Genomic DNA, 24590 nt, shown 5'->3' on the forward strand with positions numbered 1-24590 from the left:
GAAAAACGGGTACGGCGGCCACAGCTGAAACGAGAGCCGCCCGACCGCCCAAGTCTACCGGACCGGGCAGCGGGATTCACGAAAGGCCGCTAGGATGTGAGACATGAAGCGACGCTCGCCCACGGTCAATGAGGACGACAGCCAGCTGTTTCGCGAGGCGATCGGCGACGTTCGGCCCATGGCGCCCGTCGAGCCCGTGCCAGAGCGCCCCCGGCCGGCGCCGCATCCGCACATGCGCGACGCGGACGAAGCCGCGGTGCCCGCGGATTCGATGCTGTTCGATTACGACCCGGCGGACCTGGAGGTGGGTGAGGAACTATCCTACCTTCGCGACGGCTATCCGCCGAAACTGCTGAAGCAGCTGAAGCGCGGGCAATTCAGCATCCAGGCGGAGGTGGACCTGCACCAGATGAACGCCGCCGCCGCGCAGCTGACCATTGCCGAGTTTCTGGCCGAGTGCCGGCACGACGGAATCCGCTGTGTGCGGATCATTCATGGGAAGGGACTGCGGTCGAAGGCGGCGGGGCCGGTGCTCAAAGGGCTGACCGACCGGCTGCTGCGGCGACGGGACGATGTGGTGGCGTTCGCTTCGGCGAGGCCGGCACAGGGTGGGACCGGCGCGGTGGTGGTGTTGTTGAAGGGGTGACCCGGGTTACGAGGTCACCGCCACTTCCCGAAGCACGGTGGTCGCATACGCCCCGGCCGGCAGCCCGAACGACACTTCCAGCGCGCCGTCGTCCAGCCAGCGCCACGTCAGGTCGCGCGGCATCAGACGCAGCGCCCGGCGCTCCTGATCCAAGCGCGCACCCGCAAGTCCCCTGACGAGGACGTCATCCCGCGCGGCGACCGAACGCTCCAGCTCACCGACCGCCTCGGTGGTCGGCGGCTCACCATCGCCCCACAACGGTCCGGACGGATGGATGTCGAAACGTCCCAACCGCTCGGCCAGCGTCTCGTTGAACGGCTCCGGCCCGAACCACGAGCGCGAGCCATCGAGGGACCAGATCTCGCCGTCCATCGGCGTGTCCCACTGCCCTTTGCGGACACGCTCGGCGAGCACGCCGTTATAGATGTGCGAGCGTGCGGCGGAAAGCAGGATCGACCGTTTGTCGCGATCCACGCGGCGACCGCCGAACATCGCCTTCGCCTGCTCGACGTTGTTGCCACCCAGGCCGAAACGCTGCTCACCGAAGTAATTGGGCACGCCACGCGCGGCGATCTCCGTCAGACGCGCATCGGCGGCGGCGCGATCGCCCTCGATCTCGCGCAGCACCAGGACGAAGCGGTTTCCACGCAGGGCACCGCGCTTGATCTTGCGCGAGTGACGCGCGGCCGAGACGATCGTCACGTCCTCGTGCGGAAACGCCGACCAGTCCGGATCGGCCTTGCCCGGCAGATGTGCCGTGAACACCTGGCGCGTCACGGCGTGACGGTCCTTCATGCCCGCATAGCCGACGTTCATCGCCTGGATACCGGCGAACTTCGCCAGCTCGCGGGCCACCCACTCGGTGTTCTGACCGCGTTTCTCGACGACGAGAAACGCATGCTCGCCCGCACCGTCGGCTTCGTAACCGAGGATTTCCTCGACGAAGAAATCCTCGGGCGCGGAGCGCAGGCGACCGCGCAACGGCGGTTCGCCGTAGGCGTAGGGAAGTTCGTTATGGTCTGTCATGTTCGGGCCTTCAGAGCAGGAAAATCGTCGCCAGCCCCAGGAAAATGAAAAAGCCGCCGCTGTCGGTCACCGCCGTGATCAGCACGCTGGAGCCCAGCGCCGGATCGCGGCCGAGTCTGGTCATGAGCATCGGGATACCGACCCCCATGAACGCGGCGAGAAGAAGATTGAGTGTCATGGCCGAGGTCATCACCAGACCGAGCGACACGCTGCCGTAGAGCAGCCATGCGACCACGCCGATGCAACCGCCCCAGACGACACCATTGATCAGCGAGACGCCGAGCTCCTTGCGCCACAGACGCTTGGCCTGCGACGGACCCACCTGCTCCAGCGCCATGGCGCGGACGATCATGGTGATGGTCTGGTTCCCGGAATTGCCGCCGATGCCCGCGACGATAGGCATCAGTGCCGCGAGCGCGACGAGCTTTTCGATCGAGTGTTCGAACAGGCCGATCACCCGGGAGGCGATGAAGGCCGTGATCAGGTTGATCGCCAGCCACGCCCAGCGATTGCGCACGGACTTCCATACCGAGGCGAAGATGTCTTCTTCTTCGCGCAGACCGCCGCGCGACAGGGCTTCGGTCTCGCTTTCCTCGCGGATGAAGTCGAGCATCGCGTCCACGGCGATACGGCCGATCAGGCGCTGCTGATGATCGATGACCGGCGCCGTGACGAGGTCGTAGCGCTCGAACGCCTGGGCGACGTCGTACGCGTCGTCTTCCGGACGGAACGTATTGACGTCGGGCGCCATGATCTCGTGAACCATCTTGTCCGGCGAGTTCACCAGCAGCCAGTGCAAGGGCAGCACGCCGGTGAGCACGTTCTCCGAATTGACGACGAACAGCTTATCCGTCTGCGCGGGCAGCTCTTCGAACCGACGCAGGTAGCGCAGCACCACCTCGAGGCTGATGTCCTCGCGGATGGTGACCATGTCGAAGTCCATCAACGCGCCGACCTGGTCGTCCTCGAAGGACATGGCGGCCTGCACGCGTTCGCGCTCCTGCGCGTCGAGGCTGGCCATGAGCTCGGGCAGCACGTCGGTCGGCAGGTCGTCGACGAGGTCGGCGAGCTCGTCCGCGTCGAGCGGCTCGACGGCGGCGAGAATCTCGCTGTCGTCCATGTCCGCGATCAGCGCTTCGCGCACCGAGTCGGAGACTTCCAGCAGGATCTCGCCGTCCCGGTCCGAACGCACGCGCTGCCAGACCGCGAGGCGATCTTCCAGCGGCAGCGATTCGAGCACGTCGGCGAGATCCGCCGGATGCAGTTCATCCAGGCGTGACTGGAGCTCCGCATCGGTCGCGCCGAGCGCGGTCTCGTCGTCGTTGGGTGCCGCACCCGCGTACTCGAGCAGGTCTTCCCGGCGCCGCAGCAACTCGGTGATCGCCTCGAGCCTGTCGTGCAGGCGGGGCGTCGAGGTGCGCGGTTCGGCCTCGCTCATGCGCGCAGCACCAGCACGGTGGCCAGCGCCGCGATGCCTTCGCGACGACCGGTGAAACCGAGGGTTTCCGTCGTCGTCGCCTTGATGCTGATACGGTCGATGTCGACACCGAGATCCTCGGCGATGATCGCCCGCATGGCCTGCGCGTGCGGACCGACCTTCGGCGCCTCGCAGATCACGGTCATGTCGGCGTTACCGAGCTCGTAACCGCGCTCGGCGAGAAGATCGCGTACGGCGCGGACGAACGAACGGCTGTCCGCACCCCGCCACTTCTCGTCGGACGGCGGAAAATGCTTGCCGATATCGCCGAGCGCCAGCGCACCGAGCAAGGCATCGCAGAGCGCATGCAGCACGACGTCGCCGTCGGAATGCGCAAGCACGCCCTGGCTATGCGGCACGCGCACGCCACCGAGCATCACATGGTCGCCGTCGCCAAACGCGTGGACGTCGAAGCCCTGGCCAATACGCATCACCGAGTTCTCCCTGACAGGAATTCCGCCAGGGCGAAGTCGGCCGGCGTCGTTACCTTGATATTGTCTTCCGAACCTTCGACCAACAGCGGCGAAACACCGGTCCGCTCCATCGCCATCGCCTCATCGCTGACGACGATACCCGCGTCGGCGGCAAGGCGAAGTGCACGCGCCAGCGCGCCGCGCCGGAACATCTGCGGGGTGAACGCACGCCAGCGGCCGTCGCGCGGTTCGGTCGCCACGCTGCGATCCTGTCCATCCGCCCGTTTCAGCGTGTCACGCAGGGGGGCGGCAAGCAGGCCACCCTCACCCGTCGAGGCGAGCTCGATCAGGCGGGAGATGTCGGTGGCGCGCACGCACGGCCGGGCCGCGTCATGCACGAGCACGAAGTCACCCTCACCGACCGACGGCGGCAAGGCCAGCAGGCCCGCGAGGACGGAATCGCTGCGTTCGCCACCACCCGTGGCCACGATCAGCGGCTTGCCGCCCACCGTGTCCACGGAAGAAAAGTGCCCATCGTCGGCTGCGATGACCACCACGAAGCCAGCGATGCGCGGATGCGCAGCGAGGCGTTCGAGAGTGCGGTCGAGCATCGGTCTGCCGGCGATAGGTTGGTATTGCTTGGGTCGATCACCGCCGGCCCGGACGCCCTTACCGGCGGCGGGAATCACACACCACAGCGCGTCCATTACTGGCCGCCAGGCGCGACGGGCGGCGGAGCCGGCGGCGCGCTGGTCGCGGCCCCCGGCTCGACGACCTGGTAGAACGTTTCGCCCGGCTTGACCAGACCCAGTTCCTGACGCGCACGCGCCTCGGTGGCCTGCTCGCCGTGCTTGAGGTCTTCCACGTCCGCCGCCAGCGCCTGGTTGCGCTTCTGCAAGGCGGCATTGTCTTCGGTCTGTTTGGCGACCGACGCGCGCAGTGAATCGACCTCGGCCATCCCCCCACCGCCGACCCACAGCTTCAGCTGCAGCGCGATGAGGATGATGACGAGGATCAGGCCGATCCACCGCAGGATTGCCGCATTGCTCAAGTGACGACTCAGCCCGGCAGCTTGGACAGGCTCGGGAACGCATGGCGACCCGCGTACTTCGCCGATGCGCCGAGGGCTTCCTCGATACGCAGCAGCTGGTTGTACTTGGCCACGCGATCCGTGCGGCACAGCGAACCGGTCTTGATCTGCGTCGCCGTGGTGGCCACGGCGATGTCGGAGATCGTGGTGTCTTCGGTTTCACCCGAGCGGTGCGAGACGATGGCCGCGTACTTCGCGCGGTCGGCCATGGCGATGGCTTCGAGCGTCTCGGACAGCGTACCGATCTGGTTGACCTTGATCAGGATGGCGTTGGCGATCTTCTTGTCGATGCCTTCCTGGAAGATCTTCGGGTTGGTCACGAACAGGTCGTCACCGACCAGCTGGATGCCCTCGCCGATCGCGCGCGTCAGGTGTGCCCAGCCTTCCCAGTCGCCTTCACCCATGCCGTCTTCGATGGTGACGATCGGGTACTGCTTCGACCACGAGGCCAGCGTGTCGACCCACTGCTCCGGCGTGAACACCTTGCCTTCGCCTTCGAGGTCGTATTTGCCGTTCTTGAAGAACTCCGAGCTGGCGACGTCGAGGCCGAGGAGGATCTCGCTGCCGACCTTGAAGCCGGTCTTGTTGACGGCTTCCAGGATCGTGTCGAGCGCTTCGACGTTGGACTTGAGGTTCGGCGCGAAGCCACCCTCGTCGCCCACCGCCGTGTTCAGGCCGCGACCCTTCAGCACCGACTTCAGCGCGTGGAAGATCTCGGCGCCGTAACGCAGGGCTTCGGCGAAGCTGGGCGCGCCGACCGGCAGAACCATGAACTCCTGCACATCGACGTTGTTGTCGGCGTGGGCGCCACCGTTGATGATGTTCATCATCGGCACCGGCAGCGTGCCGCCGCCGTCGACCATCAGGTACTGCCACAGGGCCTGCTTCTTCGAGGCGGCAGCGGCGTGAGCGGCGGCCATGGAAACGCCGAGCAGCGCGTTGGCGCCCAGCTTGCCCTTGTTGTCGGTACCGTCGAGTGCGATCAGCTTGTCGTCGAGACCTTTCTGGTCGAGCGCGTCGTAGCCGGCCAGCGCCCTGGCGATGTCGCCATTGACGTTGGCGACGGCCTTCGTGACGCCTTTGCCGCCGTAACGGGACGTGTCGCCGTCACGCAGTTCCACGGCTTCGCGGGTGCCGGTGGAGGCGCCGCTGGGCACGGCCGCGCGGCCGAACGAACCGTCGGCCAGGGTGACTTCGGCTTCGAGGGTCGGGTTGCCGCGGGAGTCGAGGATTTCGCGGGCGTGAATTTTGGTGATCGAAGTGCTCATGCTGTTCCCGTTACGAGTTGGAATGACGCAGGACAGTACCGAGCAGCATGAGGCCGCCGGTACCGATCAGGATGAAAACGTTGAGTCCGAGCCCGATCGCGCCGAACGTGCGGCGGCGGTCCTGGCGGCGCAAGGCGATGAAGCCGAGCACGACGCCGACGAGGGCGAGGACGAGAAAGGCGATGAGGATGAAGCCGATGGTGCCGAACACCGCGAGGTGCTCTTCCGGGTTACCGGCCATCATCAGGGAGGCGGCGAGCGAGATGCCGAAAGCGATGGCGAGACCGGAGACGATGGCTAGGACGAACGAGGCGATGCCGTGACCCGACTGCGGCAGACGTGCCGCACGCTGGCGACCTTCACCGGCGGTAGGGATCCCGTTGTCCTCAGTCATCCAGCCTGTCTCCCCGGACCCTTTGCGGCCCCAGCGTTGGCATCGCCGGCGCACCTCGCGCCGGCATCCCGTCAATCATACCGTTTCAGGGAAACGATCAGGCGTGGCTCGATGCCGCCGGCGCCTCGGAACGGACGGCGAGCTTTTCACCCTCACGGACAGCCTTGTACTCGCGGGCGGCGCGGACGAATCCGATGAACAGCGGATGGCCTTCGCGCGGCGTCGAGGTGAATTCCGGGTGCGCCTGGCAGCCCAGGAACCACGGATGCACATGGCGCGGAAGCTCGACGATTTCGACCAGGAGATCGTCCATCGACTTGCCCGAGATCACCAGGCCGAGGTCTTCGAACGACTGGCGGTAGCGGTTGTTGAACTCGTAACGGTGACGATGGCGCTCGCGCACCACATCTTCGCCGTAGAGTTCGCGGGCCAGCGTTCCGGCCTTGAGGCGGCACTCCTGCGCGCCCAGGCGCATGGTGCCGCCCAGGTCGGAGCGCTCACTGCGCTGCTCGATTTCACCGGTGGCGGTGGTCCACTCGGTGATCAGCCCGATGACCGGATCCGGCGTGTTGCGGTCGTTCTCGCTGGAGTCGGCCTGGGTGAGGCCCGCCGTATTACGGGCGAACTCGACCACCGCCGCATGCATGCCGTAGCAGATGCCGAAGTACGGCACACCGGCTTCGCGGGCGAACTGCGCGGCCAGGATCTTGCCCTCGAACCCGCGCTTGCCGAAGCCGCCGGGCACGAGGATGGCGTCCGAGTCGCCCAGCACGGTGCGCGCGCCGCGCGCTTCCACGTCTTCGGAATCGACCCAGTGCAGGTTGACCCGCGTGGACTGGTTGATGCCACCGTGACGCAGCGCTTCGGCCAGGGACTTGTAGGCGTCCTTGTGCTCGACGTACTTGCCGACGATGGCGATGTTGATCTCGTCGCGCGGGTGCTCGACGGCTTCGACGGTGCGCACCCAGCTGGAGAGGTCCGCCGGGCCGGCGTCGAGGCCGAGCCGCTTGATGACCAGTTCGTCCAGACCCTGCTCGTGCAGCCACATCGGCAACTTGTAGATGACGTCGACGTCGATCGTGCTGATGACGGCGTTCTTCGGCACGTTGGTGAACAGGGCGATCTTGTGGCGCTCGGCGTCCGGAAGGGGCTCCTCGCAGCGGCAGAGCAGCACGTCGGCCTGGATACCGATGGAGCGAAGCTCCTTCACCGAGTGCTGGGTCGGCTTGGTTTTGATCTCGCCCGCGGCCTTGATATACGGCACCAGCGTGAGATGCACGAACATGCACTTCTCGGCGCCGTGCTCGATACGCAGCTGGCGGATGGCCTCGAGGAACGGCAGGGACTCGATATCGCCCACGGTGCCGCCGACTTCCACGAGCGCCACGTCGTAACCGCGCGTCGCTTCGTGGATGGAGTGCTTGATCTCGTCGGTGATGTGCGGGATGACCTGCACGGTGGCGCCGAGGTAGTCGCCGCGGCGCTCCTTGCGGATCACCGACTCGTAGATCTTGCCGGCGGTGATCGAATTTTTGCCGGTGAGGCGCGTGCGGACGAAGCGCTCGTAATGGCCCAGGTCGAGGTCGGTCTCGGCACCGTCGTCGGTGACGTAGACCTCGCCGTGCTGGAAGGGACTCATGGTGCCCGGATCCACGTTGATATACGGATCGAGCTTCATCATGGTGACGGAGAGACCCCGCGCCTCGAGAATGGACGCGAGCGACGCCGCTGCGATGCCCTTCCCGAGGGAAGACACCACACCGCCGGTGACGAAAATCAGGGGAGTCATGCGAGCAGCCAGTGCTGGAAATCGGTATTTTACCCGAGTGCATCCCTACTCGCGAGGGGCATGATGAACGTGCCGGACGGGCGCCTTCGTTTTACCATGGTGAAATGACCGCTACCTCCATCCCCGCCCGTCTCCAGGCCCTTCGCGCCGCCATGGCCCGCGAAGGCATCGCCGCCGTCGTCGTTCCCACGGCCGATCCCCATCTTTCCGAGTACCTGCCGCCCCGCTGGCAGGGCCGCGAGTGGTTTTCCGGCTTCACCGGCTCGTCCGGCACGCTGATCGTGACGGCGACCGGCGGCGGGCTGTGGACCGATTCCCGCTACTTCTCGCAGGCGGAAACCGAGCTCGCGGGCAGTGGCCTGCCCCTGATGAAACTGAACGTGGCGCACACGGCGGAGCACGTCAGCTGGCTGGTCGGCCAGGTCGGTGAAGGCGATACCGTCGCCGTCGCCGGCGACAGCGTGTCGCTCTCGGGTGCCGAAAGCCTGGGCAAACGGCTGGCCGCCGCCGGCGCCTCGCTGCGCACCGACCTCGACCTTCCCGCTGCCGCCTGGCCTGATCGTCCGGGCAGGCCCGATGCACCGGTGTTCGCCCATCTGGCTCCGTTTGCCGCGGTCGATCGCGCGGACAAGCTGCGCCATGTGCGCACGGCGATGCGCCGCGCGGGCGCCACGCACCACTTCCTGTCCAGCCTGGACGACATCGCCTGGCTGACCAACCTCCGCGGTGCGGACGTCGACTACAACCCGGTGTTCCTGGCGCATCTGCTGATCGCGGAGGATCGGGCCACCCTGTTCGTCGATGCGGCCAAGGTGCCGGGCGAGGTCAAAGCGGCGCTCGCCGCGGATGGCATCTCAATCGCCGATTACGCCACGGCCGCCTCGGCGCTGGCCGCCCTGCCCGACGAGGCCGTGCTGCTGATCGATCCGGCCCGTGTCGTCGTCTCCGTTCTGGAGGGTCTGCCCCCGACGGTGAAGCAGGTTCATGCCGCCGCGCCGTCCACGGCGCAGAAAGCGCGCAAGACGCCCGAGGAACTCGACCACATCCGCGACGTCATGCGTCGCGACGGTGCCGCGCTGGCCCGTGCCTTCCGCCGTATCGAGACCGGTCTCGTCGCGGGTGAGCCGCTGACCGAACTCGATGTCGACACGATCGTCCGCGACGCACGTAGCGCCCAGACCGGCTTCGTCGGCGAGAGCTTCTCCACGATCGCCGGGTATCAGGCCAACGGCGCCCTGCCCCATTACCGGGCCACCGAAGGCCAGTTCAGCCCGCTGGCCGCCAAAGGCCTGCTGCTGATCGATTCCGGCGGCCAGTACCTGGGCGGCACGACCGACATCACCCGCGTCCTTGCGCTGGGACCCGTGACCGACGAGCAGCGCCGCGACTCGACCCTCGTGCTCAAGGGCATGATCGGCCTGTCCCGCGCCCGTTTCCCCAAAGGCGCCAGCGGCCCGCAGCTGGACGCACTCGCCCGTGCGCCGCTGTGGGCAGCCGGCATGGACTTCGGGCACGGCACCGGCCACGGCGTGGGGTATTTCCTGAATGTGCACGAGGGCCCGCATGGCATTCGCCCGCCGGTGACCGGTGGCGCGCTGGTACCGCTGGAGACCGGGATGATCACCTCGATCGAGCCGGGCCTGTACAAACCCGGCCGTTACGGCATCCGCCACGAAAACCTGGCGGTGGTGACGCAGGCGGACAGCACCGAGTTCGGCGAATTCTTCGCCTTCGAGACGCTGACACTCTGTCCGTTTGATCGTCGGGGGCTGGAACCGCGCCTGCTGGAGCCCTCGGAGCGAGCCTGGCTCGACGACTATCACGCCACCGTACGCGCGGCGCTGTCACCGTTGCTGGACGGGGCGGATCGCGAATGGCTGGAGTGGCATTGCGCGCCGTTGTGAGTCATCGCCCACAGCGTGTGCTTTCGCAAGGCCGATCTCATCCTCTGATACACGGCGGTCCCACGCTTGACCATTCCGGGGCAGTCGCCCCATCCTGCCCGGCTACGAACGGCCTCGATACCTAATGAATACTCGCTACAACGCCTCAGACATCGAAGTCCTCAGCGGTCTCGATCCCGTCAAGCGCCGTCCCGGCATGTACACCGACACCTCGCGGCCGAATCATCTGGCCCAGGAAGTCATCGACAACTCGGTCGACGAAGCCCTCGCCGGCCATGCGAAAACCATCGATGTCACCGTCTTCGAGGACGGCTCGGTCGAAGTCACCGACGACGGCCGCGGTATGCCCGTGGACATCCACCCGGAAGAGAAGGTGCCGGGTATCGAACTGATCCTTACCCGCCTCCATGCGGGCGGCAAGTTCTCGAACAAGAATTACGCGTTCTCGGGCGGCCTGCATGGCGTGGGCGTGTCGGTGGTCAATGCGCTGTCGACGCGCGTGGACGTCACGATCCGCCGCGAGGGTCAGGAATACCGCATGAGCTTCGCCGACGGCGACCGTGCGAGCGACCTCGAAGTCATCGGCACGGTGCCCAAGAAGAAGACCGGCACCACGCTGCGCTTCTGGCCCGACCCGAAGTACTTCGACACGCCGAAGATCCTCGTTTCCAAGCTCAAGCACCTGCTGCGCGCCAAGGCGGTGCTGTGCGCCGGCCTCACCGTTCGCCTGACCGACGAAAGCTCCGGCGAAACCACCGAGTGGTACTTCGAGGATGGCCTGTCCGATTACCTGCGCGCCGAACTGCAGGGCGCCGAAGCGCTGCCGTCGGAGCTGTTCGTCAAGCATTTCTCACGCGAGACCGACGCACTCGACGTCGCCCTGGCCTGGCTGCCGGAAGGCGACCTCGTGCAGGAAAGCTACGTCAACCTGATTCCGACCGCGCAGGGCGGCACGCACGTCAACGGTCTGCGTTCGGGCCTGACCAACGCTATCCGCGAGTTCTGCGACCTGCGCAACCTGCTGCCGCGTGGCGTCAAGCTGGCACCGGAAGACGTCTGGGAGCGGCTGGCCTTCGTGCTCAGCGTCAAGCTGCAGGACGCCCAGTTCGCCGGCCAGACCAAGGAGCGCCTGTCCTCGCGTGCGGCCGCCGGCATCGTCGAAGGCGTGGTGCACGACGCTTTCAGTCTCTGGCTGAACCAGCATGTGGACCTCGGCGAGAAGATCGCCCAGCTCGCCATCGAACGCGCCAGCGCGCGTCTCAAGGCGGCCAAGCAGGTCGTCCGCAAGAAGATCACCGCAGGTCCCGCCCTGCCCGGCAAGCTGGCCGACTGCGCGTCCACCGACCTCACCCGTACCGAGATTTTTCTCGTCGAGGGCGATTCGGCGGGCGGCTCGGCCAAGCAGGCGCGCGACAAGGACTTCCAGGCGATCATGCCGTTGCGCGGCAAGATCCTGAACACGTGGGAAGTCGAGTCGACCGCCGTGCTTGCGTCGCAGGAAGTGCACGACCTGGCGGTCGCCATCGGTTGCGATCCCGGTAAGGACGACCTGTCCGGTCTGCGCTACGGCAAGGTGGTGATCCTGGCCGACGCGGATTCCGACGGCCTGCACATCGCCACCCTGCTCGCCGCCCTGTTCCTGCGTCACTTCCCGACCCTTGTCAGCCAGGGCCACGTCTTCGTCGCCATGCCGCCGCTGTTCCGTGTCGACGTGGGCAAGCAGGTGTTCTATTGCCTGGACGAGGAAGAGAAGCGTCTGATGCTGGAGAAGGTCGAGCGCGAGAAGATGAAGGGTGCCGTCAGCGTGACGCGCTTCAAGGGCCTGGGCGAGATGAACCCGGCGCAGCTGCGCGAGTCGACCGTGCATCCCGATACGCGTCGTCTGGTGCAGCTGACCATCGAAGCGGAAGACGGGACGGCGAAGCTGATGGATATGCTGCTGGCCAAGAAGCGTGCGAGCGATCGCAAGCAGTGGCTGGAAGAAAAGGGTGATATGGCGACGCTCGAGGTTTGAGCGTCGCCTTGCTTCAGTTGAGGATGGCCTGGTCGGCCGCGTTGTACGCAAAGGTGGCGCGGCCACCGATCGACGTCGCGGGTGTCCACCGGATCACCGGAACCCAGCGACCCGCTGTCGTCCTGAAATCCTGCTGATCCAGCTTCGCGCTGGAGAGGCCGGATGCATTCCCTGAGATATAGAAAAACGCCTCGAGCGGCATGTTTGCGTAGGTGTTCTGGGGCCATGCCTCCACCAGGATTTCGTTCCACGTAAAGATGCTCAGCGCCTTGCGGACCTCGACGATCTGCATCCATGCGACGGCGGCATCCGGAGCGGCGTCCCCGGGGGCGATCTTGAATGCACAGCCATAAGACCCCGCGCCGTACTTTGCCTGCCACTGGGCGGCGGTGTACACCTTTTGCGCGTGACACGGCGACCGGCACTTGTCGGCGAGGCCGTTCGTTCCCGCGTTAATGACGTAGCCGCAGTTCACCGTCAGCTGGTAGAAGTTGGGTGAGTCCGAGTAGAAATGCGGATACACGATAAACCCGTTCGGATAGGCCGAGAGGCCGAAATTCGAGTCCTGCCGCAGCCACGAGAAGGACACGCCACCATTCGCGTTTGCCGGGTTCGGAATCCACGAATGGTAGCCCGTGGACCATACCGTCCCACGCATCAGGACGCCCGTGCACAGCACCGCGGGCGTATAGCTGGGCCGACATTCCGTGTAGAGCTGGTCGTACCGATCCTGGATGTGCTGCGCCACCGTGGCACCGTCTTCCTGCGTCGAGGCATGTGGCGTGAGTCGGCGGGGCGACTCCGTGGCGCAGCCGGCAAGCAACAGCAGAAGGGCGAAAACCTTCCACATTCCAGTGTGTCGTGTCGTCATGACGCGTCTCCATCCCTGGGAACTTCGCGCTCACTGTGCGCCCGATGGCAACAGCACCGCGATAGGCCATTGGCTGTAGGCGCGACCTGTGTTTTTCCGGCATGTAAAAACGAAAAGCCCGGCATATGCCGGGCTCTTCGTGTGTTAGCGATGCTCGTTACCGACGCCCGCGAATCGCCCCGATCAATGCACGTGTCGCGCCATCGAACTGCGACAGATCACCGACGTCCTTATCGCTGGCGAGCGACGGATAGATCTGCTTCGCAATCACCTTGCCCAGCTCCACGCCCCACTGGTCGAACGCGTTGACGCCCCACAGGTGGCCGAGCAGGAACACCTTGTGCTCGTACAGCGCGATCAGCGCACCCAGCGAATGCGGGGTGAGCGAGTCGAGCATGAACACGGTGCTCGGACGGTCTCCCTTGAACGTGCGCTGCGCAGCCAGCGCGCGACGCTCTTCTTCCGTGCCGGTCTTCGCTTCGGCCAGGGCCTCTTCGAAGGTCTTGCCCAGCGACAGCGCAGCGGCCTGCGCCAGCAGGTTGGACAGCAGCACGTCGTGGTTCTCGCGCAGCGGGTGCGCCGGCTTGACCAGACCGATGAACTCCAGCGGCACGATATCGGTGCCCTGGTGCAGCGCCTGGAAATAGGCGTGCTGCGCGTTGGTGCCGATGCTGCCCCAGACCACCGGGACGGTCTTGCCCGTCACTTCGCTGCCGTCGCCCGGATGCACGTGCTTGCCGAGGCTTTCCATCTCGAGCTGCTGCAGGTAGGACGGCAGGTCGGCGAGGGAATCCACGTACGGCACGACGGCACGGCTAGTGCGGCCGAGGACGTTGCGGTTCCAGACTTCGGCGATGGTCAGCAGGACCGGAAGGTTGTCCTTCCAATCCGCGCTGCGGAAATGATCGTCGGCCTCGGCAGCGCCCGCGAGCAAATCGCGGAAGCCCTTCATGCCGATGGCGAAGGCAATCGACGCGCCGACCGCAGACCAGAGCGAGAAACGGCCGCCGACGTAGTCCCACATCGGGAGCACCTGAGAGGCACCCCACTTGTGCACGGCTTCGTCGTTGGAACTCACGGCGATGAAGTGCCTGGTGGTCTTCGCCTCGTCGCCGTTGTTGGCCTTGAGAATCCAGTTGCGGAACACGCCACCGTTGAGCAGCGTCTCCTGCGTGTTGAAGCTCTTGGAGACGAGAATCACCAGCGTGTGCGCCGGGTCCAGCACCTTCATCAGGTCCGTCGCTGCCTGGCCGTCGACATTGGTCAGGAAGTGGCTGCGGATGCCGTCGACATGGAACTGCTCCAGCGCGTGCACGGCCAGACGGGGACCGAGGTCCGAACCGCCGATACCGATGTTGACCACGTCGGTGACGCGACCGATCAGGCCGACCGACTCGCCTTCGCCCTTGTGGACGGCATTGACCAGGATTTCCATCTTGTCGAGCGCGTCGGCGACTTCCTTGCGGACGTCGGCGGGCGCCGCAGGATGTCGCGAGGCACCGCCGCGCAACGCGGTATGCAGCACCGCGCGGTCTTCGGAGGTGTTGATGTGTTTGCCTTCGTACATCGCGTCGCGCGCGGCTTTCCAGCCGGTGCTTTCGATGTACTCGCCGACGGCGTCGAGCGCCGCGACGTCGAGCTTCTGGCGGGACACGTCGAGAAGGATGGGGCCCATGCGGCGACGCAGGCGCTCACCGCGGGCATCGTCCTGGACGAGTTCGCGAAGCGTGGTCCTGGCAAGGCGGGAGGCGTGCGCCTCGAACGAGGGCAGACGGTCGTGCTGTGATTCCATGGCTTCCACTTGGCTGCAACGGATAGGGAATCCCGATGTTACCGCAGTGCAGCGTAAGTGGATTGTATGGATGTCGCTCCGGGGACTCGCGAGATCGTGTGGCCAGCCCGATGGTGTGGCCGCCCCGCGGCTGTGGCCAGCCCGCTGATGTAGGAGCGCGCCCTGCGCGCGAAAGGCCTACGGGGCGATGATGGGGTGCCGCTTCATCGCCTTGTCGGCTTTTCGCGCGCGAGGCGCGCTCCTACACAGCAGGCGGCTACGCCGCCTGCTTCGGAATCGAATGATTCGTATGGGTGATGCGGTTGTTCGCGTCGACGTACACCAGGTCCGGCTGATACTTGGCCATCTCGGCCTCGGACAGGGTGGCGAACGCGGCGATGATCACGAGGTCGCCTACGGAGACGCGACGGGCGGCGCTGCCGTTGACGGAAATGATGCCCGAGCCCTCATCCGCGCGCAGCGCGTAGGTGACGAATCGTTCGCCGTTGCTGATGTTCCAGGCATGGATCTGCTCGTACTCGCGGATACCCGCGGCGTCGAGCAGGTTGCCGTCGATGGCGATCGAACCTTCGTAGTTCAGCTCGGCGTGAGTCACCGTGGCGCGGTGGATCTTGCACTTGAGCATGTTGAGCTGCATGGCGGTCTCTGGGTATTGGCGGTTACAAAAACGCCCATTCTAACGGAGGGTTGCCCGTCCGTCGCGTGGGCTTCCTCTGTCGGTGCGCTTTATGGGGGACAGCGCCTCGAAACGCAAGTCCCCGTTTGTGAAGGGATTCAGTCGAACGGCAGGTTGTCGATCAGGCGGGTATTGCCCAGCCGGGCAGCCACGAGGGCGACGAGGCCGTCGCGCTGCTCCGCCGTCGGCTCCGTAAGGTCGTCCGCACGGCGAATCGCCACGTAGTCGGGCACGAAGCCGGCCCGCTCCAGACGCGCCCTGGCGGCTTGTTCCAGCGCCTGCCAGCTGTGACCCTGACCGAACAGATCGCGCATCTGGGTCAGGGTGGCGTAGATCTGCGGCGCGCGGGCGCGCTCCTGGGTCGACAGATACTGGTTGCGCGAGCTCTTGGCCAGGCCGTCCTCGTCACGCAGGGTCGGCGCGGACATGACCTTCACCGACAGCGAGAGGTCGGCGACCATCCGCTCGATCACCTTGAGCTGCTGAAAGTCTTTCTGGCCGAACACGGCGAGATCCGGCTGGACCAGGCTGAACAGCTTGGCCACCACGGTGGCGACGCCGTCGAAGTGCCCCGGGCGATGCGCACCCTCGAGCGTGTCGGTGATGACCGGCACGTGGATGCTGACACTGGCGGCCGGGCCGAACGGATACATCGTCGACACCTCGGGGGCGAAAAGGATGTCGCACCCTGCCTCGGCCAGGCCAGCCTGATCCTGAGCCAGGGTACGCGGGTAGCGCTCGAAGTCCTCGCCCGGACCGAACTGGGTCGGGTTGACGAACACGCTGGCGACCACGCGGTCAGCGCGGGCACGCGCCAGCTTCAGCAGCGAATGGTGGCCGGCGTGCAGGTTGCCCATCGTGGGCACGAAGCCGACGTTGTGGCCGGCGGCGCGCCAGCCACGGACGGTGGCGCGGAGCGCGGCGGCATCGGTAACGGTCTGCATCGGGTGGTCCTCAGGTGAAGCTGTGTTCGGCGCCGGGGAAGCGCTGTTCGCGCACGTCCTCGACATAGGCGGCGATCGCGCCCTGAATGGAATCGCGGCCGGCGAGGAAGTCCTTCGAGAACTTCGGGCGCTTGCCGGGGGTGAGGCCGAGCAGGTCGTACACGACCAGTACCTGACCGTCGCAATCGACGCCCGCGCCGATCCCGATCACGGGAATGGACAGCTCGGCGGTGATGCGTTTTGCCAGCGCGGACGGCACGCACTCGAGCACCAGCAGGTCGGCACCGGCGGCTTCCACCGCCCTCGCGTCGGCCAGCAGCTTGTCGGCGGCGTCCTGCGTCTTGCCCTGCACCTTGTAGCCGCCGAACTTGTTCACCGATTGCGGCGTCAGACCCAGATGGCTGCAGACCGGAATGTCGCGTTCGGCCAGCGCGGCGATGACCTCGCAGATACGCCCGGCGCCCTCGATCTTGACCATGGCGGCACCCGCCTGCCCCACCAGTCGCGCAGCGGCGTCCATGGCGGTCGCCACGTCGCGATCGCTCATGAACGGCAGGTCGGCCACCAGCAGGGTCGCCGACAGCCCGCGCGCGGTCGCGGCGGTGTGGTAGACCATCTCGTCGACCGTGACCGGCAGCGTGCTGGAACGACCCTGTACCACCATGCCCAGCGAATCGCCGACCAGGGCGATATCTACCCCGGCAAACTCCAACTGCGCGGCGAAACTCGCATCGTAGGCGGTGAGCATCACGATCTTCCGGCCATCGGCTTTCATCGCCTTGAGGCCCGGCACGGTCACCGGCTTACGCGCCGGCGCACTCGTTTTTTCGACGTACACGCTCTTCTCGCCAGATTGGGTGAAACGGGAATTGTCCGCCTACACGAGCGGCATCTCAAGGAGATGACATCAGCCCAGCAAGACGCAGCCGGCCGCGTCGACGTGACCAAGCAACGCGTCGACCCGTCCGATCCCGGGCAGGGTCAGCGTGGGAGCGATGTCCGCGAGGGGCAACAGCACGAAGGCTCGTTCAGCGATGCGGGGATGTGGCACGGTAAGCCGCTCGTCGTCGATCGTGCGATCGCCGTAAGCCAGCAGGTCCAGATCGAGCGTGCGCGGCCCCCAGCGCTCGCCATCGCGAACACGCCCGAAGTCGCGCTCGGTGGCGAGCAGGACATCGAGGAGGTCATGCGGGCCCATGGCGGTATCGACCGCGACCGCCGCATTGACGAAGTCCGGCTGGTCGACGTTGCCCCAGGGCGGCGTACGGTAAAACCGCGAGCGAGCCCCCACCGAAACGCCCGGCACCCGGCCGAGCGCGTCGATCGCGGCCGCGAGCCGCGCACGCACGTCACCCAGGTTGCCACCCAGGCCGATCAGCGCGGTCACGCTCACGCGTCGCCCGAACCGCCCTTACCGCGACCCGTCGGCTTGCGGCGACGGCGACGCTTGCGCGCGGGCGCCGACGACGAGGTGGAAGGCTCGTGCACCGGCACGCCACCGCCACCGAGGGCGGCGGCGAGCATCTCGGGCGGCAACTGCTGGGCATGCGCCCACCACTCGCCCAGCTCGCGCATGCCATCCGATTCCGGGGCACGCAGGAGAAGGAAATCGAACGCGGCCCGGAAGCGCGGGTGCGACATCAGACGGAACACGCGCTTGCGGTGGATCTGCTCGAACCGCGGCTGCAGCGACCAGATCTCTTCCATCGTGAAGGTGAAGCGGCGCGGGATCGCCACACGCTGGCACTGCTCGCCTACGACACGCACCGCGGCGTGCTGCCATGCTTCGTTGACGTCATAGCCCTGGGCGATCCAGCCCTGGGCCTGGTCGCGCACTTCGCCCCACAACAGCACCGCGTACAGGAAGGCCGGCGTAACCGACTTACCCTCGGCGATGCGTGCATCGGTGTTGGCGAGCCCCTGTTCGACGAGCGCACGCAGGGCGTTGTCGCCCCGCTCGAGCGCCCGCGCCGTGGCGGGAAAGAGGAATTTCAGCAGGCCGCACGCCTCGAGCATCTTGAAGCTCTTCAGGCCGTGACCGCCCAGGAAAAGCTTGAGCGACTCGTCGAACAGGCGGGCGGGTGCCGCCTCGGTCAGCAGATGGCCGAGCGTCGCGAAGGGCGCGGACGCGGCGGCATCGATGGTGAAGCCGAGCTTCGCGGCAAGGCGGGCGGCGCGCAGCATGCGCACCGGGTCTTCGCGATAGCGCTGATCGGGGTCGCCGATCAGCCGCATGGTGCGGTCTTCGAGGTCCTGCATGCCGCCGACGAAATCGCGCACGCTGAAATCGGCGATGTCGTAGTAAAGCGCGTTGACCCTGAAGTCGCGGCGCACAGCGTCTTCCTCGATCGTGCCCCATATGTTGTCGCGGACGATGCGGCCGTCGGTGGCGATGTGCCTGTCGCCCTCGCCGCCTTCCTCGCCCGTGCCACGGAAGGTCGCTACCTCGATAATCTCGGGGCCGAACACGACGTGGGCCAGACGGAAGCGTCGGCCGATCAGGCGGCAGTTGCGGAACAGCCCCTTGACTTCGTCGGGGGTGGCGTCCGTCGCTACGTCGAAGTCCTTGGGATGGCCGCCCAGCAGCAGGTCGCGTACCGCGCCCCCGACCAGGTAGGCGGCGAAGCCGGCGTCGTGCAGCCGGTACAGCACGCGCAGGGCGGCTTTACTGATGTTCTTGCGGGAAATGGAGTGCTGTTCGCGCGGGATGACGCGGAGCGTCGGCGGAACCTCATTCCTGGTTTCGGGATTCAAGCGGTCTTGGTCCTGGCGGGCGCGTCCGCGTCCGTTCAAGTGGCTGCCCCCACCGGCAGCCGGTGTCGGGATGAATGGGTCAAATGTAACGAATCTGACCCGATCCGACGAGCGGGCAAAAAAAGCGTTGCTGGCCACCGGATTTTGGCTATACTAGCGCGCTTCGTACCCCGGGTACGACCTGCTCCCTTCGTCTAGTGGTCTAGGACACTGCCCTCTCAAGGCGGGAACACGAGTTCGAACCTCGTAGGGAGCACCACTTTCCTCTTCGGCGCATAAATAGTCCGCATGACCTTTGTCGTTACCGACAACTGCATCAAGTGCAAGTATACGGACTGCGTCGAAGTCTGCCCCGTGGATGCCTTCCATGAGGGCCCGAATTTCCTCGTGATCAATCCGGACGAGTGCATCGACTGCACCCTCTGCGAGCCGGAATGCCCGATCAACGCCATCTACCCCGAGGACGACGTCCCCGCGGGCCAGGAAGCGTTCGTGGCGCTGAATGCCGAACTCTCGAAAGAGTGGAAGGTGATCACCGAGCGCAAGGACGGCCTCCCCGACGCGAAGGACTGGGAAGGTAAGCCGGGCAAGATCGATCTGATCGAGCGCTGAGTCGCCGGGCAAGGGACGGGCGGACGTGTCCGTCCCGCCCCGCCAGAACTGTCAGAAGACGTTATACGTTCCGCATGCCTTGCAGTAGATTCCGCCACCTCCTGGCGGGGTCGGTGCCGGACCTGGCGGTGGCGGCGGCGGAGGCGGGGGCGTCCCTCCCCCAGGCCCTGGAGGGATGACACGAAGAGGCTCAATGCCACCCTCCGACGCCACCGGCTGCTGAAGCAGCTCGATCAGCTTCACCACCTCTGCCAGCTTCGTCGCCAGCTCGCTCCATCGATCACTCATATCCGCTCTCCCGCGTTGATGCGCGGAGTCTCCCGATGAGACCTCCGTCGCAGTGATCCCACGCCCGCCTCAGGGCGTGTAGACGAATGAGGCCGGACCATTCGGACTGGTCGGCAGGGTCAACTGAATGACCGGCACCCAATGCCCGGTGGCGGCCTGGAAGTCGGCCTGATTCGCGCGCGCCTCCGCCAGACCGGCCGCGCTGCCAGCAAGAAAGAAGAACGCTTCGACAGGAACGCGGGGGTCGTTCTGACCCCACGTGGCGACCATCAGCTCGTCATGCAGCCACATCTCGTTCGGCAGCTTCGCTCGTATCGCTGGCAGCGCCATGAAAACGGCAGCCGCGTTCGGCGTGCCGGCGCTGACCCGGAAGCCGCATTGCATGGTGTAGCGATTGGCGGCGTATTCAAACCGGCGGAGCCACTGGTCGGCATTGAAAATGTCCTGCGACTGGCACGGCGCCGTGTTGGTGCTTGTCTCAGTGTCATGGGGCGAGCATCCGTCGCGCAGGCCGGTTGTGCGGTTGTACGTATCGGCGTCATAGGCATAGACGCACTGCACTTCCAGTGCCGTGTATCGGCCTGGCAAACCCAGGGCCGTCTGATAGGGCACCACGACGAAGCCGTTGGTGTAATTGAAGACCATCCCGCTGAACGCCGCGTCCCGGCGCAGCCAGGAGAAAGGCACTCCCCGCGGCGTGCGGCTTACCGGATTGGGATTCCAGACGCGATAGGCACCGCGCACCGTCGCCCGCATCAGCACACCGGAACATGACACGGCCGGCAGGCCGCCAGGACACGCCGTGACGGCGCTGGCGTAGCGCGCCTGCAGGGCCGCCGCCACCGAGGGTCCGTCAGCGTCCTGGACACCGACGGAGTACGTCGTCCCCGGCCTGGCTCCCTGATTGTCATGAGCACCCAGCGGCGAGACGTCCGCCGGACGTGACGCGACCACTGTCGCCCGCTCAGGGGAGGCCGGACGAGTGCCGGGGACACTGGAGCAGGCGGCCAACATCGCGATCGCGAAAGCCACACCCCACGCGCGGTAGCGTCGAATCCATACATGCTTCATGACTCACCTTCCTTGGCTGAATAGCTCCGATCAGGGAATGGCCTGATCCTGCGGGCGATACGTGAACGTGGCTCGGTCTCCCGCCGACGGCGCCAGCGTCAGGCGAATCACTGGCACCCAACGGCCCGCGACTGCCTGAAAATCACGCTGGTAGGCCATCGCCCCGCGCGGACCGTCCTGCCCTGAGATGTAAAAGAACGCCTCGATCGGCAACCGGGCGTCATCGCCAAACGACCACTCCTCCACAACCAGTTCGTTCTGCTCACGGAACGACTGCTGCTTGATGACACGCATGGCGCCGAGAGCTTCCTGAAAGATGGCCGACGAGTTCGGTGTGGCGGACATCACGGCAAAGCCGCACTGATGGTTGCGCTGCTCGTATTCGCCCGACACCTTGACGTAGTGAAGCAGCCACGCCGCTGCCGTCACGATGCCTTGCGACTGGCACGGTCCACTGTCGGAAAGGTAGTTGCGGTGGGCCCCACACCCGCGACTGGCGCGCTCATCGGACGCACCGTCGATGGCATACGCACAGAGGACTTCCATATTCCGGAATGGCCGTCCGTCATAAAGCAGCACGGGAATCAGCACGAAACCCTGCGTGTACCCGTGTGCCACTTTGTTGAACTGCGCGTCACGTCGCATCCAGGAGAACGAGATACCCCCCGGCTTGGGATTGGTTGCGCCCTTGGGGTCCCAGGCGTGACCGCTGGCCGGGTAGCTCGTACTGCGGAGCATGACGCCGGAGCAGAGAAACGAGGGAGCGGTGACCGAACCGTTGCAGCGGACATTCGTCGAGTCGTCGTACCTGGCCTGGATAGCGCGGGCGACCCTGAGACCGTCGCCGTCATGCGCCATCGGCGCAGGAAGGCGAACGGTGTGACTACAGGAGGCCAGGAGGCAACACAGCCCCAGCCCACCGGCACGCAACCTTTCCGAAACACGCCGTTCCATGACGAATCCTTCCATGGCAACCCGGAACCGCTAAAGGCGACACCGCACAAACCGCAAAAACCGCAAAAACCGCGGATCGCTGTGCGGTGCCGCGCTACCTCATAACGTGTTACCGCAGTCCATGCAGTAACGCGCACCCTGAGGATTCACCGTGCTCCCACACGTCCTGCAGGCGCTCCCACCTCCCGGCGGCGGTGGCGGCGGTGACGGAGGCGGTGGATACGGCCCCGGGGGCGGCGGCACCGGCACAGGAGGTGGCGGTGGCGGTGGCGGTGGCGGTGGCGGTGGCGGTGGCGGTGGCGGTGGCGGTGGCGGTGGCGGTGGCGGAGGCGGTGGCGGTGGCGGTGGCGGCGGCGGCGGCGGCGGCGGCGGCACCGTCCCAAAACACGGACACGGGATCCAGACCTGATTGGTCGAGATGCCACCGGAAAAATGCTCGATCTGCCCCTCCAGGATCGTCTGGAGGTATTCCGATGCCAACAAGGCATGCCGCCGCGCAAGCGGGCCGCGAGCCTCATCGACCACGTTCCGGTCCCGCGACGTGGCGAGCAGATCGTGCTGCCTTTTCAGAAGATACTGCCCCCAACGGGCGGCACTGACCTCCGGATGCGATTCCGCATCGGCGTCCTCCCGCACTTCGTCGTTTACCGGTCCGGCAGCACTGACCTGCGCGCCACCCACATCCGTTCGCGCATCCAGCTCATCGAGCAGGCCTAACAGCGCTACCCGCAACCGCTCGGTCGCATCGCTTCCTTGGGTCATGACGGTCTCCTTCCCGACGATCCGTTATCCATAGCGGCCGACTCGCTCCGCCTCGTTTTGACTGCGCCCTCAAGGCTCAGGGAATCTGCTGATCGGCAACCACGTACGTGAATGCGGCCGGCCCATTGACGGCCGTCGGCATCGTTACCTTGATGATCGGCACCCACCGACGAGTGGCGGCCTGGAAGTCCCATTGATTCAGTCGCGCACTGGCCAGCCCTGCGCCCCGGTCGTCGTAAAAGAAGGCCTCAAGAGGGATGTGTGCATCGTTTTGCGCCCACTTCTCCACCATGACTTCGTTGTGTATCCCGAAGAACTGCGTCAGTTGTGTCCGAATGCTCGCCTGCGCCTGAAACGAGAGAGAAGCGCCAGGCGTCCCGGCCGTCAGCGTAAAGCCGCATTGATCGCGATAGCGGTTTGGCGCCGCGCCAAACTTAGCCAGCCATTGGGCCGCTGTTTCAATCTTCTGCGCCTGGCAGGGACCCGTACCCTGCGTCGTCCCATGCTGACCGCAGCCGTCGTTTTTATCCCCTTTCCGATTCAGCGTATCCGCGTCAAAAGGAAAGATGCACAACACGGCGAGCTGGGTATAACCATCCGACGGCGAATCCGCGAAGAAGTGCGGCAGGATGATGAAGCCGTTGTCGTAGTTGAAAACCAGGCCGCCGAACGCGGAGTCCCTGCGTAGCCAGGAGAACGATACCCCGTACTTCAGAGGCGACCCGAGGTTGGGATTCCAGACATCGTAGTTCCCGCGCACGGTGGTGCGCAGCAGAATGCCCGAGCAGAGCACCGCTGGAAGCGGATTGGGATCGCTCGCGTTTTTGCGGCAGTCCGCCGCCGTGTCGTCGTAGCGGTCTTGCAGGTGGCGCGCGACGGCCTGCCCGTCGCTGTCATGCGCTCCCTGGACCACCATGCCCGCACGGGTCCGGGACGCCTCCGGCGGCGGAGGCTGCCGCACGGCCGGTGCACACGCGAGGAGCAGGACCAGCCAACTCGTCACCAAAACTGTACGCAGCAACGTTTTCCCGTGCTTCATGTCCCCGTCCTTCCCTGGATCGATCGCCATCGTGGCGGGCTGCCTCGCCCTCACCCGATACGCTAATGCGGGTGTCGATCCGGGGCCATCCGCCTTTCGCTGTAGGCGCGGTGAGGCCATTTTCGGCACGTCGACGGATAACAGGTGCCGCCCCAACGCAAAACGCCGCCCGAAGGCGGCGTTTTGAGGAATACGCTGATGAGCGAGATTATTTGCTGCCCATCCGCGATTTCAGTGCGTCGACCACGCGGCGAACGCCACCGGCGTCGCCCTGCGCGCGGACTTCGCTGCCGGTGCCGCTGGCGGTCACCGCCAGCACGACCGTGTGGTTACCACCCTGCGCCGACGCCGGAGCGTCCTGCGCGTCGTCCTTCTTGCCACCACCGAACATGCGCTTAAAGAGGCCCGGGCGGTTCTCCGGGGCGCTGGTGGTCGCGGCGATCTGATAGGTGTGGTTCGCATCGTCGTGCGACACGACCTTGCCCAGGTCACCCACGCTCAGCAGCTCGCCGATGCGGCGGTAGGCGGCTTCCGGATCATCCGAGAGGATGAAGCCGTCGGAGACCGGTGCGGCGATCGCGGCCGCCTTGGCATCCGCGGCGCCCGAACCGACGTCCGGCACAACCAGCGCAGCGCTCGTCGACGGCGTATCGAGACCCGGGGGGATCTCGAGCGGGGCTTCCTGCTGGGCCTTCTGCCACTCCTTGGTGGAGCGGAACGCGCCACAGCCCGATACCAGCAGGGCGGACAGGAGCAGTGCCGGGACGACCAGCGCGTACGAGGTTTTCTTCATGAATCGGGGTTCC

25 protein-coding genes and 1 tRNA gene are annotated in these 24590 nt (G+C 65.9%); 6 read left to right on the forward strand and 20 right to left on the reverse strand.

From position 1 onward, the window contains the following. Positions 1–103 precede the first annotated feature (103 nt). Positions 104–646 carry a Smr/MutS family protein gene (locus FA85_RS03225; protein WP_036112024.1) on the forward strand — a complete coding sequence of 181 codons (543 nt, stop codon included), beginning with the start codon at positions 104–106 and terminating at the stop codon, positions 644–646. A 6-nt stretch (positions 647–652) separates the two neighbouring features. Here FA85_RS03225 and truD read toward each other — a convergent pair whose 3' ends face one another. From truD to pyrG, 8 genes are all read right to left on the reverse strand, one after another. Further along, positions 653–1672: a tRNA pseudouridine(13) synthase TruD gene (truD, locus tag FA85_RS03230; protein WP_036112022.1), complete on the reverse strand. Its 1020-nt coding sequence runs from the start codon at positions 1670–1672 to the stop codon at positions 653–655. A 10-nt stretch (positions 1673–1682) separates the two neighbouring features. Further along, positions 1683–3110: a magnesium transporter gene (gene mgtE / locus FA85_RS03235; protein WP_036112018.1), complete on the reverse strand. Its 1428-nt coding sequence runs from the start codon at positions 3108–3110 to the stop codon at positions 1683–1685. Further along, on the reverse strand, positions 3107–3580 hold the full coding sequence (ispF, locus tag FA85_RS03240; RefSeq protein WP_036112013.1) for a 2-C-methyl-D-erythritol 2,4-cyclodiphosphate synthase: 474 nt from the start codon (positions 3578–3580) through the stop codon (positions 3107–3109). The genes mgtE and ispF overlap by 4 nt, the downstream gene beginning before the upstream one ends. Continuing rightward, a complete protein-coding gene (gene ispD / locus FA85_RS03245) occupies positions 3580–4269 on the reverse strand; it encodes a 2-C-methyl-D-erythritol 4-phosphate cytidylyltransferase (protein WP_036112009.1) in 690 nt (229 codons plus the stop codon). Before ispD ends, ispF begins: the two co-directional genes overlap by 1 nt. Next, complete coding sequence (gene ftsB / locus FA85_RS03250; RefSeq protein WP_036117324.1) at positions 4269–4598, reverse strand: cell division protein FtsB; 330 nt, start codon at positions 4596–4598, stop codon at positions 4269–4271. Before ftsB ends, ispD begins: the two co-directional genes overlap by 1 nt. Positions 4599–4621: 23 nt before the next feature. After that, complete coding sequence (gene eno, locus FA85_RS03255) at positions 4622–5920, reverse strand: phosphopyruvate hydratase (RefSeq protein ID WP_036112003.1); 1299 nt, start codon at positions 5918–5920, stop codon at positions 4622–4624. Positions 5921–5930: 10 nt separating this feature from the next. After that, the gene (locus FA85_RS03260) at positions 5931–6314 is read right to left on the reverse strand and encodes a hypothetical protein (RefSeq protein ID WP_036111998.1); all 384 of its coding nucleotides are present in this window, start codon (positions 6312–6314) and stop codon (positions 5931–5933) included. Between the two features lie 97 nt (positions 6315–6411). Beyond that, the gene (gene pyrG, locus FA85_RS03265; protein WP_036111996.1) at positions 6412–8103 is read right to left on the reverse strand and encodes a CTP synthase; all 1692 of its coding nucleotides are present in this window, start codon (positions 8101–8103) and stop codon (positions 6412–6414) included. A gap of 104 nt (positions 8104–8207) precedes the next feature. Between pyrG and FA85_RS03270 the strand changes: the two genes are divergently transcribed. Next, entirely contained in the window at positions 8208–10007 is a 1800-nt protein-coding gene (locus tag FA85_RS03270; protein ID WP_036111993.1) for an aminopeptidase P family protein, read from the forward strand. A 124-nt stretch (positions 10008–10131) separates the two neighbouring features. Then, a complete protein-coding gene (gene parE, locus FA85_RS03275; protein WP_036111990.1) occupies positions 10132–12021 on the forward strand; it encodes a DNA topoisomerase IV subunit B in 1890 nt (629 codons plus the stop codon). Between the two features lie 13 nt (positions 12022–12034). On the opposite strand, the gene FA85_RS03280 is transcribed toward parE, so the two are convergent. The 7 genes from FA85_RS03280 to pcnB all read right to left on the reverse strand — a co-directional run bounded on the left by FA85_RS03280 (position 12035) and on the right by pcnB (position 19058). Continuing rightward, complete coding sequence (locus FA85_RS03280) at positions 12035–12892, reverse strand: hypothetical protein (RefSeq protein WP_156108701.1); 858 nt, start codon at positions 12890–12892, stop codon at positions 12035–12037. Positions 12893–13049: 157 nt separating this feature from the next. Next, complete coding sequence (pgi, locus tag FA85_RS03285; protein WP_036111984.1) at positions 13050–14684, reverse strand: glucose-6-phosphate isomerase; 1635 nt, start codon at positions 14682–14684, stop codon at positions 13050–13052. A gap of 256 nt (positions 14685–14940) precedes the next feature. Continuing rightward, a complete protein-coding gene (panD, locus tag FA85_RS03290; protein WP_036111981.1) occupies positions 14941–15321 on the reverse strand; it encodes an aspartate 1-decarboxylase in 381 nt (126 codons plus the stop codon). Positions 15322–15458: 137 nt separating this feature from the next. After that, positions 15459–16304: a pantoate--beta-alanine ligase gene (gene panC / locus FA85_RS03295; protein ID WP_036111978.1), complete on the reverse strand. Its 846-nt coding sequence runs from the start codon at positions 16302–16304 to the stop codon at positions 15459–15461. Positions 16305–16314: 10 nt separating this feature from the next. Further along, positions 16315–17142, reverse strand: coding sequence for a 3-methyl-2-oxobutanoate hydroxymethyltransferase (gene panB, locus FA85_RS03300; RefSeq protein ID WP_036111975.1), 828 nt, complete (start codon positions 17140–17142; stop codon positions 16315–16317). Between the two features lie 69 nt (positions 17143–17211). Further along, complete coding sequence (folK, locus tag FA85_RS03305) at positions 17212–17697, reverse strand: 2-amino-4-hydroxy-6-hydroxymethyldihydropteridine diphosphokinase (protein WP_239709081.1); 486 nt, start codon at positions 17695–17697, stop codon at positions 17212–17214. Then, a complete protein-coding gene (pcnB, locus tag FA85_RS03310) occupies positions 17694–19058 on the reverse strand; it encodes a polynucleotide adenylyltransferase PcnB (RefSeq protein WP_036111972.1) in 1365 nt (454 codons plus the stop codon). The genes folK and pcnB overlap by 4 nt, the downstream gene beginning before the upstream one ends. A gap of 183 nt (positions 19059–19241) precedes the next feature. On the opposite strand from pcnB, the gene FA85_RS03315 reads away from it, so the two are divergent. Both FA85_RS03315 and fdxA read left to right on the forward strand, forming a co-directional pair. Then, a tRNA-Glu gene (locus tag FA85_RS03315) sits at positions 19242–19317 on the forward strand. A 29-nt stretch (positions 19318–19346) separates the two neighbouring features. Continuing rightward, positions 19347–19670, forward strand: a complete 324-nt coding sequence (gene fdxA, locus FA85_RS03320) for a ferredoxin FdxA (RefSeq protein ID WP_036111970.1) — start codon at positions 19347–19349, stop codon at positions 19668–19670. 357 nt (positions 19671–20027) lie between these two features. Here the strand turns inward: fdxA and FA85_RS03325 are convergent, their stop codons facing one another. The 3 genes from FA85_RS03325 to FA85_RS22095 form a co-directional block, all read right to left on the reverse strand. Continuing rightward, a complete protein-coding gene (locus FA85_RS03325; protein ID WP_036111968.1) occupies positions 20028–21029 on the reverse strand; it encodes a hypothetical protein in 1002 nt (333 codons plus the stop codon). A 30-nt stretch (positions 21030–21059) separates the two neighbouring features. After that, positions 21060–21983, reverse strand: coding sequence for a hypothetical protein (locus tag FA85_RS03330; protein ID WP_156108700.1), 924 nt, complete (start codon positions 21981–21983; stop codon positions 21060–21062). 109 nt (positions 21984–22092) lie between these two features. Beyond that, positions 22093–22377 (reverse strand): hypothetical protein, encoded by a 285-nt coding sequence (locus FA85_RS22095; protein ID WP_036111965.1) that lies wholly within the window; start codon positions 22375–22377, stop codon positions 22093–22095. A 38-nt stretch (positions 22378–22415) separates the two neighbouring features. On the opposite strand from FA85_RS22095, the gene FA85_RS22100 reads away from it, so the two are divergent. Then, positions 22416–22700 carry a hypothetical protein gene (locus tag FA85_RS22100; RefSeq protein WP_036111962.1) on the forward strand — a complete coding sequence of 95 codons (285 nt, stop codon included), beginning with the start codon at positions 22416–22418 and terminating at the stop codon, positions 22698–22700. A gap of 121 nt (positions 22701–22821) precedes the next feature. Here the strand turns inward: FA85_RS22100 and FA85_RS03345 are convergent, their stop codons facing one another. Next, on the reverse strand, positions 22822–23784 hold the full coding sequence (locus FA85_RS03345) for a hypothetical protein (protein ID WP_051943447.1): 963 nt from the start codon (positions 23782–23784) through the stop codon (positions 22822–22824). Positions 23785–23992: 208 nt separating this feature from the next. After that, positions 23993–24577 carry a hypothetical protein gene (locus FA85_RS03350; RefSeq protein ID WP_036111959.1) on the reverse strand — a complete coding sequence of 195 codons (585 nt, stop codon included), beginning with the start codon at positions 24575–24577 and terminating at the stop codon, positions 23993–23995. Positions 24578–24590 lie beyond the last annotated feature (13 nt).

Source organism: Luteibacter mycovicinus, assembly GCF_000745235.1.
In the GTDB taxonomy this organism is placed as follows: Bacteria; Pseudomonadota; Gammaproteobacteria; order Xanthomonadales; family Rhodanobacteraceae; genus Luteibacter; species Luteibacter mycovicinus.